We start from the raw sequence: 16,583 nt of genomic DNA, 5'->3' as shown, positions 1-16,583 counted from the left end.
TGGCGCCGCCTTTCGCAACCATAGTGGGCGTTGGGAGCCGTTGCCAGGCGCAGGCTCGCTCGACGAGATGGCCCAGGTGGTCGTCACGCTCCTGGAGCCGTACCTACAGCCTGATAATTATTAAATCTATTTACGGGATGTTGTACTAGCCGACCGAGTCCTTCATCACCTGAGTCTGCTTCGGGGCGACTTTGGCGGCTTTCCTATCGACCGGCTTGACCACTCCTTGCAAACTGCAACCCTGGCCTTGCGCGATGGCCGCGATGAAGCGTACGTGTGCTGCGCGTTGCTGCATGACATCGGCGACACCCTGGGAACCTTCAACCACCCGGACATTGCCGCAGCGGTGCTGAAGCCGTTCGTGAGCGAAGCCGATCACTGGATGGTTCAGAACCACGGGATCTTCCAGGGACACTACTTCTTCCATCATCTGGGCATGGACCGCGACATGCGCGAGCAGTTCGCCGGGCATCCGTACTACGACCGCACGGCGGAGTTCTGCGAGCTGTACGACAGCCTGGCCTTCGATCCGAAGGCCGAGACGTTGCCGCTGTCGGAGTTCGAGCCGATGGTGCGTCGCCTGTTCAAGCATCCCGTCAACAGCATCTACAAGAAAACGGCTGCGATGGCCGGGACCTGACGGGGCCGTGCGGGCTGGTCCCGCTCGGCCCTAGGCATCCCACGGCACGGCCCTGATGACCGGTACGGCCCTTAAATATAAGAAAAATGTTGGAGACCCACGATGAACCGAACGGCAAAACCCGCCCTGGCAAGTCCTATGGACCATGCGTATGAACTACGCAGGGAGACGATGTACCGGAAGATCACGTGGCGGCTGGTTCCGCTACTTTTCCTGGCCTACGTCATCTCGTATATCGACCGGATCAACGTCGGCTATGCCAAGCTGCAGATGAGCTCGGACCTGTACCTGACCGATTCCATCTACGGGCTCGGCGCGGGCATCTTCTTCGTCGGGTATGCGTTGTTTGAGGTGCCCAGCAATATCTTCTTGATGAGGATCGGTGCGCGCCTGACGATCATGCGCATTATGGTGTGCTGGGGCCTGGTCTCCGCGGCGACGATGTTTGTCACCACGCCCTTGCAGTTTTACATTGCACGCTTCCTGCTGGGGGCGTTCGAGGCTGGTTTCTTCCCGGGCATTGTGCTCTACCTGACGTTCTGGTTCCCGGCAGCGCGCCGCGCGCGCATCATCGCCTTGCTCATGAGCGCGACCGTGGTAGGCGGCCTCTTTGCTGGCCCGCTGTCAGGCTGGATCCTGCAGAACCTCGACGGATGGCACGGTCTTCGCGGCTGGCAATGGATGTTCCTTCTGGAGGGCTTGCCCTCCGCCTTTCTGGGTTTCGTTGTCTACGTCTGCCTGTCCAACTCGCCTGAAGAGGCCAAGTGGCTGTCGGAGGACGAGAAGCGAATGATCTGCGTCGAACTGCCCAGGGAAGCTGCCCCTCACGCCTCGACGCCGGCGCTGGAGGCCGCGGGTGCCGCACTGCGCGACCCCAAGGTCTACCTGCTGTCTTTCCTGTACTTCGCGGCCGTTTGCGGCGGCACCACCCTGAGTTTCTGGATGCCCACGATGATCCAGAGCTTGGGTGCAAAGAGCATGCAGATCATTGGACTGATCTCCGCCGTGCCTTATGCATTCGCGGCCCTGACCATGATCCTGTACGGCCGCCACTCGGACAAGCGAGCCGAGCGTCGCTGGCACTACGCCGTGGCGGTTGCCATCGGTGGGGTGGGGCTGGCGCTCACAAGCTGGACCGGTGCCTACATGTGGCTGTCGGTAGCGTTGATCGCGATCGCGATTGCGGGCTCGGTGTCGGCGCTACCGGTCTTCTGGGCGGTCGCGACCGCCCAGCTGTCCCGACAATCGACTGCTGCAGGCATCGCGATCATCACCAGCTTGGGCAACCTGGCCGGACTTGCGTGCCCGTACGTGCTAGGGGTGATCAAGCAATCCACCGGCAGCCTGACCGGCGGCCTGTTCCTGATCGCCGGCGTCATGCTGGCCGGCGCCTTCGTGATGATCGGCAGCGGGTCGATTCGCCCCCGCGCTGATCATCGATCGCTCCCGGTCGGGAAGATGCCGGATGCCTCCGCGCGCTGAACAATGACCCAGGAACCATCCATGATGACCTTGCCGCTCGAGCCCGGCGTGCGCGCTTGCTATTCCGACAACGGCAATGGCCTTCGCATGCATTGGCTGGAGGCAGGCGACCCGCGTCCCGAGACGCCGATGATCGTGCTGCTGCATGGCTTCCCCGAGCTGGCGTTCAGCTGGCGGCACCAACTGAATGCGTTGGCGCAAGCGGGATTTTACGTGGTCGCGCCCGACCAGCGCGGCTATGGCCGCACGACGGGCTGGATCGCCGAAGCCGACACGGACCTCTGCACATTCCGAATGGACAACCTGGTGCGAGACGTACTGGGCCTTGTCCAGGCGCTTGGAAGGACGTCGGTCCATGCTGTGGTGGGGCATGACTTCGGCGCGCACGTGGCGGCCTGGTGCGCGCTGATCCGCCCCGACGTCTTCCGTTCACTGGCAATGTTGGCCACGCCTTTCACCGGGCCGCCGCCGTTCCGGCTCGGCGCACCTGATGCCCTGGACCTTCGTGCCAGGCAACTGGCGGAAGCCCTCGCGGGCCTGTCGGCCCTCCAGCCCCCGCGCAAGCACTATCAACTCTATTACTCGGGCCCGGACGCCAATGCCGAGATGCACGCCGGCCGCCAGGGCTTGCATGAATTCCTGCGGGGCTACTACTACCTGAAGAGTGCGCAGGGCACCGACAAGCGGCCCGAGCCCTTGCCCGACCTGACCGCGCAATCCTTGGCCCGGCTGCCCACCTACTACGTGATGGACGCCGACCTGGGGATGTCGGAAACCGTCGCCCGCAGCCTTGCACAACGCGAGATGCGGCCAAGCCGGTGGCTGTCGGAAGAAGCGCTTTGCGTGTATAGCCAGGAATTTGGCCGCACGGGTTTCCAGGGCGGCCTGCTGTGGTACCGGGCCGCCACCAGCCGCGAGCTTCAGCAGGGGCTGCAGCTCTATGCCGGATTGACCATCGACGTGCCCAGCTGCTTCATCGCCGGCGAGCAGGACTGGGGTGTCCACATGCTGCCGGGCGCGCTCGACGCTATGCACTGCGATGCCTGTCCCCGCTTGGTCTCGTCCCGGCTTATCGCCGATGCCGGCCATTGGGTGCAACAAGAAAAACCCGAGGCGGTGAATGCTGCGCTTCTCGATTTTTTCAATAGGGGCTGTTGATATGCAATCTGCAACCGCGGAACCGAATACCACATCTGACGCCTTTGGTCCGAACTCGTTGCTGATCAAGCAACTGCTGGAAGCGGGGCTGACCCGCAACCCTTCACAGGAGGTTGTGTACGGCGACGCCGTGCGCTTCGATTACGCCGAACTGAGCCAACGCATCGGGCGCTTGGCGGCCGGCCTGGCGTCGCTGGGTGCGCGGCCCGGCAACACCATCGCCGTCATGGACTGGGACACGCATCGCTACCTGGAGTGCTTCTTCGCCATCCCGATGGCGGGCATGGTCCTGCATACGGTCAACGTCCGGCTGTCGGCCGAGCAATTGCTCTACACCATCAACCACGCACAGGACGACTTCATCCTCGTCAATGCGGAGTTTCTGCCGATGCTCGAGGAGATCTGGGATCGCGTGGACCCGGGAAAGCAGTTGGTCCTGATGACAGACGAGGCCCATCCGGGTGCGATCCGCCTTCCCATCGCCGCCGAATACGAGGCACTGCTCGCTCGCTCGAACGCGGTGACAAATTGGCCTGATCTGGACGAGTCGACGCGTGCCACGACCTTCTACACAACCGGCACCACCGGCTTGCCCAAGGCGGTCTGCTTCAGCCAACGGCAACTCGTGCTGCATACCCTGGCTAGCCGCTGCGCGTTGGCTGGGCCGGGCACCGGTCGATTCAACCCTGACGACGTCTACATGCCGGTGACGCCCATGTTCCACGTTCACGCCTGGGGCATGCCCTACGTCGCCACGATGATGGGCGTCAAGCAGGTGTACCCCGGGCGATACGTTCCGGACCGTCTGCTCACCTTGTTCGAGCGCGAGAAGGTCACCTTCTCCCACTGCGTGCCGACGATCCTGCAGATGATGCTGGACGCGGCAGTGGGGAGAGGCCAGCGCCTCGACGGCTGGACGGTCGTCATCGGCGGGGCGGCGCTCGCGCAATCCCTGGCCAAAGCCGCAATGGCACGCGGAGTCGACGTCTTTGCCGGCTACGGCATGTCGGAGACCGGGCCCATCCTGACGTTGGCACAACCCCGTTCGGCACGGTCCGAGGCACCCACTGACCAGGAGATCGAAGCCCGCTGCCATGCAGGCTGGGCCATCCCATTCGTCCAGTTGCGCGTCGTCGACGAAGCGATGAACGACCAGCCGCGGGACGGCCGCTCGCCTGGTGAACTCGTGGCGCGATCGCCTTGGCTCACGCAGTCCTACCTCGGTGATGCACAAGCGAGCCAGGCGCTGTGGGGCGGTGGCTGGCTGCACACCGGCGACATCGCCGTGATGAATGCAGATGGCTGCGTCCGGATCGTGGACCGATTGAAGGATGTGATCAAGACCGGCGGCGAATGGGTCTCGTCGTTGCAGCTTGAGGACATTCTCCTCAAGCATCCACGGATCCAGGAAGCCGCCGTCATCGGTATTCCCGACCCCCGCTGGAGCGAGCGTCCCGCCGCAGTGATCGTGCCAAAGCCTGGGACGGCCCTTGATGCTGACGCCGTGCGCGCCTACGTCAAGCAGTTCGCGGACGCGGGCGCGATCTCGAAGTTCGCGATCCCGCAAGAGGTGATGTTCGCCGACAGCCTGCCCAAGACCAGCGTGGGCAAGCTGGACAAGAAGCTGATGCGGTCGCGCCGCGCGCAGCAGTCGCAGGCGCAGACCTCGGGCACCGTGTAGGCCAGACATCAGCGCAGCACCCCTTCATTCAAAGGAGTCAATCGTGTATATCCCATCTCTCAAAGAAGTCGTCAGCGCCGAAGAATGGCAGCTGCGTTGCGACCTGGCTGCCTGCTACCGCCTGGTGGCGCTGCACGGCTGGACCGACCTGGTGTTCACGCACATCAGTGCGCGCCTGCCGGGTGACGGCCATGACTTTCTGATCAACCCCTACGGCCTGCTGTTCGACGAGATCACGGCGTCATCGCTCCTACGCGTCGACGCATCGGGCAACCAGCTCACCGAGTCGCCGTTCACGGTGAACCGCGCCGGCTTCGTCATCCACAGCGCCATCCATGCCGCACGGCCGGACGTGCAGTGTGTGTTGCACACGCATACGCGTGCCGGTGTCGGCGTCAGCGCGCAGCAGGCAGGGCTGCTGCCCATCTCGCAGCAATCGATGGTGATCCAGGGCTCGCTGGCGTACCACGACTATGAAGGCATTGCGCTGCGTGACGCGGAGAAGCCGCGATTGCAATCGGACTTGGGCAAGGCCAACTACCTGATGCTGCGCAATCATGGCCTACTCACGGTAGGTGCGACGATCGCCGACGCGTTCCTGGCGATGTACATCTTCGAAAGCGCCTGCCAGATTCAGATCGCGGCACAGGCAGGCGGGCCGTTGACCATGGTCGATGAGTCCATCCAGGCGACCGCGCAGGCCGATGCGCGCGCGCAGACCGGCGGCATTGGCGGCCGTTTCGTGTGGCCGGCCCTGTTGCGCAAGCTCGAGCGCACCAACCCCGGGTACGACGCGTGATTGATTCGCTGGTTGCGCGAGCGGCCCTGTGCCTTCTCCTGCAAGCGTGTGGCTTGAAAAAAACAAGATGATGGAACACATGAACCCTCAATTGGCTGTCGGCACCAAAGTGCTTGCCTTCGATGTATTCGGAACAGTCGTCGATTGGTACACGAGCATCATGCAAGAGCTCGGCGCGATGAACCTCGACGTGGACCGCAACAAGTTCACGCTGGCCTGGAGAGCAGGCTACATGCCTGCTATTCGGAAGGTCATGTCCGGCGAACTTGGCTGGACTTCGATTGACGACCTGCACAGGATGGTCCTGGATGAACTCCTGGAAACGTTTCGGGTGCTGCACTTGACGGAGGCGGAGAAGCGCAACCTGAACAAGGCCTGGCATCGATTGGAGGCGTGGCCGGATACCGTGGAAGGCCTTACCCGATTGAAGTCGCGATACACGATCTGCACCATGTCGAACGGCAATATCGGATTGCTGGCCAATATGTCCAAGAGCGCATCGCTACCATGGGACTGCATTCTTTCGGCAGAGGTCTTTCGCAAGTACAAGCCCGACCCGGCGACTTACTTGGGAGTCGCTCAGGTGTTCGATATCGATCCAGGCGAAGTCATGATGGTGGCGGCTCATCAGGATGACTTGGCACATGCGCGCGCATGCGGACTGCAAACCGCTTACATCGAGAGGCCGCTGGAATACGGTCCTTTCCAGCGGAAGGACGTCTCTCCCAATGCGGACAACACGCTTCACGCCAGGAATCTGGTGGAACTTGCCGTTGCGCTGGACTGTTGATCGAAGGCCTGGGAACAATTCGGGCAGCACCGCGACGACCCGCTTTCTGGCATTGATCGCCAAGACGGGTGTGGATTTGCGCGTCCCCCCCAATCCTCTTTCCTCGCGCACTCGCGTTGGCTGGTGCGTCCGGTCGTTCAATCCCTGGTGCTGGCAAGCCACGCTAGCGGAACAAGTGGGTACGGTCGAGAAAGAGCATCGCACTTGTCCGCTCGGGTATGCGGGTGGTACGCGCTAGCTTGGCTAGTCATCGACACATTGCACGCTGGTTCAGTGATTCCAATCAGAGAAAGAATCTGGTTCCATCAGTAGTAACAAGAAGAGAAAAGGAGAGAGACACCAATGACCCTCAGGAACATCGCTCTTGCAGCACTGCTGGCTTGTCCGCCGGCTGCATTCGCGCAGTTGTCCGTCACGCTCTATGGCGTCGCGGACGTCAACGTCGAGTACGCCAATCACGTTGCCGCATTGCCCACGGCAAGCAACGGCTTCAATTCCGGTTCGGGGGCCAACGTTGTCCGCATGGATTCCGGTGGTTTATCAGGTTCGCGCTGGGGCCTGCGCGGTACGGAGGACCTTGGCCAGGGACTTCGCGCGCTTTTCGTGCTGGAGAGCGGCTTCGGTCTCGATACCGGCACCCTGCAACAAGGCGGCCGACTGTTCGGGCGGCAGGCATTTATTGGCGTGCAAGATGTGCGCTTCGGTCAGATCACCCTTGGCCGCCAGTACACCTCGGTGTTTGACGCACTCGCCAACTTCGTGCCAGGAGCCTACTCGACCCAGTATGAGCCCACTGTGTTGCAGCAGGGCGCCAACTACCGCGAGGACAACACCGTCAAGTACACCGGCAAGCTCGGTCCTATAACTGCCCTCGCTCACTGGTCGTTCGGTGCCGGGGTGGCACTGCCGGCCGCGGTGGGTGCGGCGGTGCCAATTGGCGGCAACGGTGAAGTCCCGGGCCAGTTCCGGCGTGACACCGCGTATGGCGCCGCGCTGGTCTATGGAGCGGGCCCGTTCGGCTTGACTGCTGGCTACGATCAGTGGAATCCGACCATCGGCACTGGCAGCGGTACCGCTAAGAAGGCTGCGGTCGCCGCAAGCTACAACTATGGGCCGGCGAAGGTGATGGGCGGCTATCGCTGGGGTCAGACCAAGAATGCGACCGACGTCCTGATCCAGCGTGATGACTACTACTGGATCGGCGGCACCTATCGAGTGACGCCGGCGGTTGGCCTGACGCTCGAGTACAGCTACGATGATCTCAAGAGCCTGTTCGGCAACACGAACGTGGCCAACCCGTGGCAGATCGCCTTGATTTCGACCTACTCGTTCTCCAAGCGCACCGATGTTTATCTGAGCACGGCATACGCGAAGCACGCCGGTCTGATGATGGAATCACTGGCGACGACTTTCGCCACCAGCCTCTCCGTGGGCAACAGCTATGCGCTGGGAAATGGCCAGACCTCAATGGTGGGTGTCGCCCTGGGCGTTCGCCATCAGTTCTGAGTGCGCTTGGGACACCGGCAGGAGTAGGTGGTAGGTGGCAGTCATCAGCACGTTGACGCTTCGCGCAGCGGCTCGACGGGCGTCCTCTAGCAAGGCGATGCATGTCGCCATGCACGCAATGATGCCTTGATAAAGCGCTCCTTCGCGCACTCCTGTCCGCCAACGCCACTCCGGGCTTGCAGATCGGACCCAACCCAGCCTGATCGGAAAGCGCGGGTGGCCACCGCAGACTTGGTACGGGGCAGTCACCGACTGCCGCAGCGCCGCCTTGCCAACCGCCGCGAATGCGCATGTAATGGCTGCGTGGCGGGCACAGGCAGTCGGGAGGCGAGATGCGCTGCACGAATTGCCAATTCGAGAACCCCTCGGGAGCCAGGTTCTGCGAGGAGTGTGGGCAAAAGCTTGCGCAGATCTGCCCGCAATGCGGCCACGCATCCAGCCCCGCCGCGAAATTTTGCGGCGCGTGCGGCGCGCTGCTGGCGGACACGGCGGCAGCCTCCCCGCGCGTGTCGCCACCGGTGTCACCTTTGCCGGCACCGATTCACTACACACCGCCCCATCTGGCCGAACGGATTCGCGCGGAGCAGGCCGCCATGGAGGCAAAAGGCGGGCACGCCGGTGGCGAGCGCAAGACGATCACCGCCCTGTTCGCGGACATGGCCGGCTCGACGGCATTGATCCAGGACCTGGACCCCGAGGAAGCCCGCAGCCTGATCGATCCGGTCGTGGCGCTGATGATGGAAGCTGTGCATCACTATGAGGGGTACGTGGCCAAATGCCTCGGTGATGGGATCCTGGCCCTGTTTGGCGCGCCAATCGCCCACGAGGACCATGCGCTGCGCGCACTGTTTGCGGCACTCCGCATGCAGCAGGCCATGCGCTGCCATAGCGACAAGGTGCGGCTGGAACAGGGTGTCCCGCTACAGATCCGGGTTGGCGTCCATACCGGCGAAGTGGTGGTGCGCTCGATCCGCAAGGATGACTTGCACACGGACTACGATCCGGTCGGCCACACGATGCATATCGCCGCCCGGATGGAAGGCGTCGCGACCCCGTCATCGATCCTCGTTAGTGAATCGACCCACAAACTGGCCGAGGGGTATTTCGAGTTCAAGGCCTTGGGGCGCACACAGATCAAGGGCCTGCGCGAGCCGCTGGCGGTGTATGAGGTGCTGGGCCTGGGCGCCTTGCGCACGCGCCTGCAGGTGGGGGCGCAACGTGGCCTGGCCCGGTTTGTCGGTCGCGAGGCCGAACTGAAGCGCCTGGGCGAGGCGCTCGAACGGGCCCGGGCGGCGCAAGGGCAAATCGTCGGGGTGGTGGGCGAGGCGGGCGTGGGCAAGTCGCGCCTGTTCCATGAGTTCAAGGCACGCGCGCAGCAAGGCTGCATGGTGCTCGAGACCTTCTCGGTGTCGCATGGCAGGGCGTTTCCCTACTTGCCACTGATCGACCTGCTGCGCAACTATTTCCAGATCACGGCGCAGGATGACGAACGCCGATATCGCGAGAAGGCCACCGGCAAACTCCTGATTCTTGATCGCGCACTGGAGGATCAGCTGCCTTACTTGCTCTACCTGCTGAGTATCGTTGAACCGGGTTCGGCATTGCCGACGATGGATCCGGCCATCCGGCGCCAGCGCACCTTCGAGGCGATCGCGCGTTTGCTGGTGCGCGAGAGTCAGAACCAGCCGCTCATGGTCCTGTTCGAAGATCTGCAATGGCTCGATAGTGAGACGGAAGCCTTTCTAAATGTGCTCATCGCCGAGGTACCGCGTGCCAAGGTACTTCTGCTGGTCAACTACCGTCCCGAGTACCGGCATGACTGGGGTCAACACACCTGCTACACCCAGTTTCATCTGGAACCGCTGGACCGGGCGGAGGCGCAGGGCTTGCTCACTGCGCTGCTGGGCGCGGACCCGTCCCTTGCGCCATTGAAGCAACTGATCCTGTCAAAGACCGAGGGCAACCCGTTCTTCATGGAGGAAGTTGTCCATACCCTGGCCGAGGAGAACGCGCTGCTCGGCCCGGCTGGAAACTACAGGATCGAGAAGGCGCCGTTGGCACTCCATATTCCGACGACCGTGCAAGGGGTGCTGGCGGCGCGTATCGACCGGCTGCCGCTGCCACAGAAGGAACTGCTGCAGACGCTGGCGGTCATTGGCGCGGAGTTCTCTTCCAGCCTGGTGCGGCATGTCACCGGGCAGCCGGAAGCATTGCTCCACCCGCTGTTGGCTGACCTGCAGACGGGGGAATTCATTTATGAACGTCCCGCCTTTCCCGAGGTCGAGTACGTATTCAAGCATGCGCTGACTCAGGAGGTGGCGAGCAACTCCCTGCTCTCGGAACAGCGCAGCCTCCTGCATGAGCGCACGGCCCAAGCCATCGAGGCGCTGTTTCCCGACCGGCTGAAGGAGTACTGGAGCGATCTGGCGCACCACTACAGCCAAAGCGGCAATGTTCCGAAGGCGGTCGACTATCTGCAGCTGGCCGGAAAGCAGGCACTCCAGCGTTCCGCACAACTCGAAGCAATCCGCCATCTCGGTACAGCCCTCGATCTGCTAAAAAGCCTGGCCGACAACCCGGAGCGCCAGCGCCAGGAACTGTCTCTGCTGCTGGCCCTTGGCCCGGCATGGACAGTAGCGCGAGGCGCCGGGGCGCCAGAGGTGGAGGCGACCTACACACGGGCCCTCGCCCTGAGCGAGCAAGGCGGGGAAACGCCGGAATACTTTTCTGCACAGCTTGGTCTGTGGTCCTTCTATCTTTTGCGCTCTCAACTCAAGACGGCGCACACACTGGCCGAGCGGCTACTCAGCCTCGCGCAGCACACGCGAGACCCGGAGCAGCTTGCAGAAGCGCACCGCGTGCTCGGGGCGACCGCCTTCCGCCTTGGCGAGATCAGTCAGGCGCGTACTCATACGGAGCAGGCCATGGCACTGCTCCGTCCAGACCACCAGTCATACGGGCATTTGCTGCGCGATGCGCGCAACCCCGCCGTGCATCTGCGTTGCACCCTGAGCTGGATCCTCTGGTACTTAGGCCTGCCCGGCCAGGCCCGGGCCCGCAGCGAAGAGGCTCTGGCAATCGCCCGAAAAACCTCCGACCCATTCGGCCTTGCCCTCAGCCTGATCTTCGCGGCTGAACTGTATCAGCGCCTTGGCGAACCGGAACAGGTGTTGGAGTACGCGAATGCCGCGCTCGAGCTTTCGAGCGAGCAGGGGTTTCCATTCTATCTGGCCAGGGCAACGATCCTGCGCGGCTGGGCGCTCGCCTGGCAAGGCAGCCACGAGGAAGGCATCGCACTGATACACCATGGACTTGATGCGCACGAAGCCACCGGCGCGGCACTGGGACGGCCCTCCATGCTGGGATTGCTCGCCGACGCATATGGGAGGGCAGGGCAACCCGAAGTGGCGCTTCGCGTATTGGCTGAGTCGCGGACGCTGGTGAGCAACACGGATGAGCGCTTCGATGAAGCAACGCTGATTCGCCGCCAGGGAGAGTTGATATTGCAGTCGCCTGTCGAGAATACGAGGTCGTCTGTCATGGCCGAAGAGGCAGAGGCGCATTTCCAGAAGGCAATCGCGCTCGCGCGTCGCCAGGGAGCCAAGTCAATCGAGTTGCAATGCGTACTGAGCCTTGCCCGGCTGTGGAAGCGCCAGGGCAAGGGCGATGCGGCGAATCAACTATTGATCGACATCCAGGCGACTTTCGCCGAGGGGGCAGATACCGCGGATTCGCGCCAGGCAAGAGAACTGCTGGAAGGGCTGTCGTAGGAATCCTTGGCGAAGATTTGTTGCCGCCCCCAAGGTCTCCAGTCAATCACGGCCCAATGTAGAGCCCCGTTCAACGATCCGGAATCCGACATCGACGACCCGCTCGGCAACCGCTTCCCCCCGGCACTCGTCCAGCAACATGCGGGCAGCCAGCTTGCCAATGTGGGCCCCGTCGACCTGCACGGTGGTCAGCGACGGCACCATGTGCGCCGCGAAGTCGGCATCGCCAAATCCGCACACCGCGAGGTCCTGCGGAATGCGCAGGCCGCGTGCCAAGGCCTCCGTAATGACGCCTTGCGCTAGCTGGTCGGAGCTGCAATAAATCGCTTCAATGCCGGGATCTCTGCCCAGCAGTTCGGACAATGCCTGCCGGCCCAGCGCCAAGCTGCTTGGCGCCGGCACCACGGCGGTCGGCACGTCATGCCCGACCGTCGACAGGAAACCTTCGCGGCGCACGGCCGCGCGCTGGTCGTCGCCGGTCGCGATACCCAGTCTGTGCCATCCCTTGCCGAGGAAAAAGCCGGCGATCGCGCTGCCGACCTTGAGATGGGAGAACCCGACGGCCATGTCGACGGGGCGGTCGGTCAGGTCCCAGGTTTCAACGACAGGGATGCCGGCGCGCCGCAACCGGTCGCGCGACACCTGCGAGTGGATCAAGCCTGTGACGATTATGCCGTCCGGGCGGCGGCTGATCATGGTGCCGAGCAGCGCCTCTTCACGGGCATGGTCATAGCCAGTCTGGCCCAGGATCAGCTGGTAGCCGGCCGCGTCCAGCGCGTCGGTCAGCGCCTTGATGGTCGGCAGGAACTGCGCCACCGCGATGTTCGGCACCAGTGCGGCCACCGTCAGGCTGCGGCGCGACTTCAGGCTGCCCGCCAGCAGGTTGGGGATGTAGCCGGTGGCTTCGACCGCCTGCTGCACGCGCGCAATGGTCTTCTCGGACACGACGCCCGGATTGCTGAGGGCCCGCGACGCGGTGATCAGGGAGACCCCGGCCTCACGCGCCACGTCATGCAGCGTCACGGATTTTGGGGTGTTGGAGTCGCTCATGCCAATTCAGACCTAGGGAAAATCGCTATGCCAAGTCACGAAGTCACCGGTTGATCCCGGGGAATGACAACGTTATCATACGCCCATTCCGCTCCGCAACGGTTCCATGCGGGTCAGAAAATTGATTGGAGTAGGGCGCATATTCCTCTATAGGGACAGAGCGCCGCATTATACCCAGTCGTTCTCGCCCAAGAATGATAACGTTGTCATGTGCGGCAAGAAGGCCAACCGGCCGGACATCGAACCCATCCCATACCCGACGCACACATGACCCTTTCCAACCGACCCGACACCATCACCGGAATCCGGCTCTCTTCCTGCTATCTGCCGCTGGCGACCCCCATCAGTGACGCCAAGGTACTGACGGGCCGGCAGAAGCCGATGACCGAGGTGGCCATTCTGTTCGCCGAAATCCGGACCGCCAACGGCCATGAGGGCCTGGGCTTCAGCTATGCCAAGCGCGCGGGCGGTCCCGGCCAGTTTGCGCACGCCAGCGAAATCGCGCCGGCGCTGATCGGCGAAGACCCGAGCGATATCGCCCGGCTGTGGGACAAGCTGTGCTGGGCTGGCGCGTCGGTCGGCCGCAGCGGATTGTCGACGCAGGCAATTGGCGCCTTCGACGTGGCGCTGTGGGACCTGAAGGCCAAGCGGGCCGGGCTGTCACTGGCCAAGCTGCTTGGCGCGCACCGCGATTCCGTACGCTGCTACAACACCTCGGGCGGCTTCCTGCACACGCCGCTGGACCAGTTGCTCGTCAATGCTGCGGCCTCGGCCGCGCGCGGCATCGGCGGCATCAAGCTGAAGGTGGGCCAGCCGGATGGCGCACTCGACATCAAGCGCGTGGCTGCTGTGCGGGAACACCTGGGGGACGCCGTGCCGGTCATGGTCGATGCCAACCAGCAATGGGACCGCCCGACGGCGCAGCGGATGTGCCGCACGTTCGAGTCGTTCAACCTGGTATGGATCGAAGAGCCGCTCGACGCTTACGACCATGAAGGCCATGCGGCGCTAGCGGCGCAGTTTGACACCCCGATCGCGACCGGTGAAATGCTGACCAGTGCCGCCGAGCACTGGGACCTGATCCGCCACCGTGCCGCCGACTATCTGATGCCCGATGCACCGCGCGTAGGGGGCATCACGCCGTTCCTCAAGGTGGCAGCGCTGGCGGAGCATGCGGGACTGATGATCGCACCGCATTTTGCGATGGAACTGCATGTACACCTGGCCGCCGCGTACCCGCGCGAGCCGTGGGTCGAGCATTTCGACTGGCTGGAGCCGCTGTTCAACGAGCGCCTGGATATCCGCGATGGCCGCATCACTGTGCCGACAGCGCCCGGGCTTGGGGTCACGATGAGCGAGCAGGCCCGGGCCTGGACGCGCGAACACACCGAATTTGGCAATCAGTCGTAAGCAAGACCTGCACACCAGGTCGTGAGAACAAAAAGGAGACAACCGATGAAAAAGCTGATCGCATCTCTGCTGCTGGGTGCAGCCATGGTGACCGCGCATGCCGCGTGGCCGGAAAAGCCCGTGACGCTGCTCGTTCCCTTTCCCGCGGGCGGATCGACCGACAATGTCGCCCGCATCCTCAGTGCCAAGCTTCAGGCGCAGTTTGGCGGCAGCTTCGTGATCGACAACAGGCCGGGCGCAGCCGGCATGATCGGCGCCGCCATGGCCAAGCGCGCGCCGGCCGATGGCTACACGGTGTTCGTGTCGTCGCTGGGACCGTTCGTGATCGGGCCGCACCTGAGCAAGAACGCCGGTTACGATCCGCTCAAGGACTTCGACTACATCAGCGTAGCGGTGCAGGCGCCTAACGTGCTGGCGGTACCCGTCAATTCGCCGCACAAGAGCCTGAAGGATGTCATCGCTTTCGAAAAAGCCAATCCCAACAAGATGACGTTCGCCTCGGCCGGCAATGGCACCAGCGACCACCTCACCGCGGAGCTGTTCTGGCAGCAGACCGGCACCACCGGCCTCCACGTGCCGTACAAGGGCGGCGCGCCGGCGCTGAACGACCTGCTTGGCGGACAGGTCGATGCCACCTTCATGAACATCAACACCGCGATCCCGCATATCAGGGCCGGCAAGCTGCGCGCGCTTGCCATCACCAGCAGCAAGCGCTCGCCGATCCTGCCGGACGTGGCGACCATGGAAGAATCTGGCGTGAAGGGCGTGACGGTCTACTCGTGGCAGGCCGTCGCAGCGCCCAAGGGCTTGCCGCCGGAGATCAAGGCCAAGCTGCATGCCGCCGTGGTCGCGGCGCTCAACGACCCGGCGGTCAAGCCCAAGCTGCTCGACCTGGGTTTCGAGATCGTCGCCAATACGCCGGAGCAGTTCACGGCGTTCCAGGCGTCGGAGTATGCGCGCTGGAAGAAGGTCATCGAGGTGGGCATGATCACGGCAGATTGATGACTGCCAGCCTGGACAACGCGATCGATTCGTATGGCGTTGTCCGGGCGCGACCCCGGGTCACGTAGAGCGAGGTATTTCCGTCACTCCGGCATCCCCGCCGCGACCCGCGCCAACTCCCGAGTGTCCACGAAGTCGTGGACACGTTTAGCTGGGGCTACGTTGACGCTATCAATATTTCTCTCAAGCCGCCGCTCGAAGCGGCTGAGGTGGAATGGGAAAGCCCGGTGTCGAAGCGGAAAATAGCATTGGCACCGGGGTATTCAGTTGGAATCCTTGTCGCACAACCCGAAGGAGACACGATGCGAACGACCAGAGCGGTATTGCAATGCATGGCAGGCATGCTGATGGCGATGGCCACGGCGGCCGTGTCGGCGCAGCCCAAGTATCCGGCCGCGCCGGTCCGCATGCTGGTCGGCACGCCAGCAGGCGGGACGACGGATGTGATCGCCCGTTTGATTGCGGCCAAGATGAGTCAGTCGCTGGGTCAAAGCGTCGTGGTGGAAAACCGTACCGGCGCTAGTGGCCTGATTGCCGCCGAAAGCGTGGCAAAGGCGCCCGCGGATGGGTACACCGTGTTGATGGCATCATCGCAACTGGCAACGTACCGGGCGCTCTTCGCGACAACGAAGCTGGATCCGGAAAAAGACCTCGAGCCGCTTGGCATCATCGCAACGTCTCCGTATGTGATGGTCGTGCATCCATCACTACCAGTGAAGAGTCTGCCGGAACTGCTGGCGTATGCGAAAGCCAATCCCGGCAAGATCTCGTACGCCGGGTCGACGCCGGGTACCGCGCAGCATCTCGGCTGGGAACTGATCAAGAGCCAGGCGGGAGTCGACATGCAGTATGTGCCCTACAAGGGGACCAGCGCACTGATGCCCGACCTGCTCGCCGGGCGGCTGCAGGCAGGTATTGACAACGTGGCTATCCTGACCCCCTACATCAAGAGCGGACAACTGCGCGGGATTGCTGTCACCAGCCCGTCGCGGACGACGCTGCTCCCGGATCTGCCGACCGTAGCGGCCTCCGGCGTTCCCGATTTCCAGGCAATGGGCTGGTTTGGCGTTTTCGTGACAGCCAAGACACCGCCCGAGGTCGTTACCGCCCTGAAGAGCGCAGTGCGATCTGCCGTGGAAACCGCGGAAGTAAAGGACAAGCTAGCCGGCATGGGAGCGGAACCGCAGAGCGGCGATGCGAATGCATTGCGTACCCTGCTCAAGCGGGAAACCACCGTCTGGTCAAAAGTTATCAAAGACCACAACATCTCGGTTCAATAGTTGCCGCGGGATGGG

11 protein-coding genes and 1 pseudogene are annotated in these 16,583 nt (G+C 63.2%); 11 read left to right on the top strand and 1 reads right to left on the bottom strand.

Annotated features, from left to right (window positions below):
* Positions 1 to 145 precede the first annotated feature (145 nt).
* The 8 genes and pseudogenes from AC1DKV_RS32895 to AC1DKV_RS32860 form a co-directional block, all read left to right on the top strand.
* A pseudogene (locus AC1DKV_RS32895) lies at positions 146 to 640 on the top strand (HD domain-containing protein); the annotation flags it as partial.
* A 102-nt stretch (positions 641 to 742) separates the two neighbouring features.
* Complete coding sequence (locus AC1DKV_RS32890; protein WP_477138952.1) at positions 743 to 2,122, top strand: MFS transporter; 1,380 nt, start codon at positions 743 to 745, stop codon at positions 2,120 to 2,122.
* Between the two features lie 21 nt (positions 2,123 to 2,143).
* The gene (locus AC1DKV_RS32885; protein WP_441620699.1) at positions 2,144 to 3,280 is read left to right on the top strand and encodes an alpha/beta hydrolase; all 1,137 of its coding nucleotides are present in this window, start codon (positions 2,144 to 2,146) and stop codon (positions 3,278 to 3,280) included.
* Positions 3,243 to 4,961 (top strand): long-chain-fatty-acid--CoA ligase, encoded by a 1,719-nt coding sequence (locus AC1DKV_RS32880; protein WP_441620697.1) that lies wholly within the window; start codon positions 3,243 to 3,245, stop codon positions 4,959 to 4,961. Before AC1DKV_RS32885 ends, AC1DKV_RS32880 begins: the two co-directional genes overlap by 38 nt.
* A gap of 40 nt (positions 4,962 to 5,001) precedes the next feature.
* Entirely contained in the window at positions 5,002 to 5,760 is a 759-nt protein-coding gene (locus AC1DKV_RS32875; protein WP_201777400.1) for a class II aldolase/adducin family protein, read from the top strand.
* A 67-nt stretch (positions 5,761 to 5,827) separates the two neighbouring features.
* The gene (locus AC1DKV_RS32870; protein ID WP_441620696.1) at positions 5,828 to 6,550 is read left to right on the top strand and encodes a haloacid dehalogenase type II; all 723 of its coding nucleotides are present in this window, start codon (positions 5,828 to 5,830) and stop codon (positions 6,548 to 6,550) included.
* Positions 6,551 to 6,892: 342 nt separating this feature from the next.
* Positions 6,893 to 8,056 carry a porin gene (locus tag AC1DKV_RS32865; RefSeq protein ID WP_441620694.1) on the top strand — a complete coding sequence of 388 codons (1,164 nt, stop codon included), beginning with the start codon at positions 6,893 to 6,895 and terminating at the stop codon, positions 8,054 to 8,056.
* Between the two features lie 332 nt (positions 8,057 to 8,388).
* The gene (locus tag AC1DKV_RS32860; protein WP_441620692.1) at positions 8,389 to 11,826 is read left to right on the top strand and encodes an adenylate/guanylate cyclase domain-containing protein; all 3,438 of its coding nucleotides are present in this window, start codon (positions 8,389 to 8,391) and stop codon (positions 11,824 to 11,826) included.
* A gap of 42 nt (positions 11,827 to 11,868) precedes the next feature.
* Here AC1DKV_RS32860 and AC1DKV_RS32855 read toward each other — a convergent pair whose 3' ends face one another.
* Positions 11,869 to 12,876, bottom strand: coding sequence for a LacI family DNA-binding transcriptional regulator (locus tag AC1DKV_RS32855; RefSeq protein WP_441620690.1), 1,008 nt, complete (start codon positions 12,874 to 12,876; stop codon positions 11,869 to 11,871).
* 267 nt (positions 12,877 to 13,143) lie between these two features.
* Between AC1DKV_RS32855 and AC1DKV_RS32850 the strand changes: the two genes are divergently transcribed.
* The 3 genes from AC1DKV_RS32850 (at position 13,144) to AC1DKV_RS32840 (ending at position 16,568) form a co-directional block, all read left to right on the top strand.
* Positions 13,144 to 14,286, top strand: a complete 1,143-nt coding sequence (locus AC1DKV_RS32850; protein WP_441620688.1) for an L-talarate/galactarate dehydratase — start codon at positions 13,144 to 13,146, stop codon at positions 14,284 to 14,286.
* Positions 14,287 to 14,331: 45 nt separating this feature from the next.
* Positions 14,332 to 15,288: a Bug family tripartite tricarboxylate transporter substrate binding protein gene (locus AC1DKV_RS32845; protein ID WP_441620686.1), complete on the top strand. Its 957-nt coding sequence runs from the start codon at positions 14,332 to 14,334 to the stop codon at positions 15,286 to 15,288.
* A 137-nt stretch (positions 15,289 to 15,425) separates the two neighbouring features.
* The gene (locus AC1DKV_RS32840; protein ID WP_441620684.1) at positions 15,426 to 16,568 is read left to right on the top strand and encodes a Bug family tripartite tricarboxylate transporter substrate binding protein; all 1,143 of its coding nucleotides are present in this window, start codon (positions 15,426 to 15,428) and stop codon (positions 16,566 to 16,568) included.
* Positions 16,569 to 16,583: the final 15 nt, after the last annotated feature.

This window comes from Cupriavidus sp. 05T41 (genome assembly GCF_056396525.1).
The sequence above is the reverse complement of the archived record's forward strand: the minus strand, read 5'-3'. Positions and strand labels throughout refer to the sequence as shown.

Excerpts from the sequence above, each read along its gene's own strand:
- AC1DKV_RS32860 (WP_441620692.1), top strand. The coding sequence starts at position 8,389 with ATGCGCTGCACGAATTGCCAATTCGAGAACCCCTCGGGAGCCAGGTTC.
- AC1DKV_RS32870 (WP_441620696.1), top strand. The coding sequence starts at position 5,828 with ATGATGGAACACATGAACCCTCAATTGGCTGTCGGCACCAAAGTGCTT.
- AC1DKV_RS32865 (WP_441620694.1), top strand. The coding sequence starts at position 6,893 with ATGACCCTCAGGAACATCGCTCTTGCAGCACTGCTGGCTTGTCCGCCG.
- AC1DKV_RS32890 (WP_477138952.1), top strand. The coding sequence starts at position 743 with ATGAACCGAACGGCAAAACCCGCCCTGGCAAGTCCTATGGACCATGCG.
- AC1DKV_RS32845 (WP_441620686.1), top strand. The coding sequence starts at position 14,332 with ATGAAAAAGCTGATCGCATCTCTGCTGCTGGGTGCAGCCATGGTGACC.
- AC1DKV_RS32885 (WP_441620699.1), top strand. The coding sequence starts at position 2,144 with ATGATGACCTTGCCGCTCGAGCCCGGCGTGCGCGCTTGCTATTCCGAC.
- AC1DKV_RS32880 (WP_441620697.1), top strand. The coding sequence starts at position 3,243 with ATGCTGCGCTTCTCGATTTTTTCAATAGGGGCTGTTGATATGCAATCT.
- AC1DKV_RS32855 (WP_441620690.1), bottom strand. The coding sequence starts at position 12,876 with ATGAGCGACTCCAACACCCCAAAATCCGTGACGCTGCATGACGTGGCG.
- AC1DKV_RS32850 (WP_441620688.1), top strand. The coding sequence starts at position 13,144 with ATGACCCTTTCCAACCGACCCGACACCATCACCGGAATCCGGCTCTCT.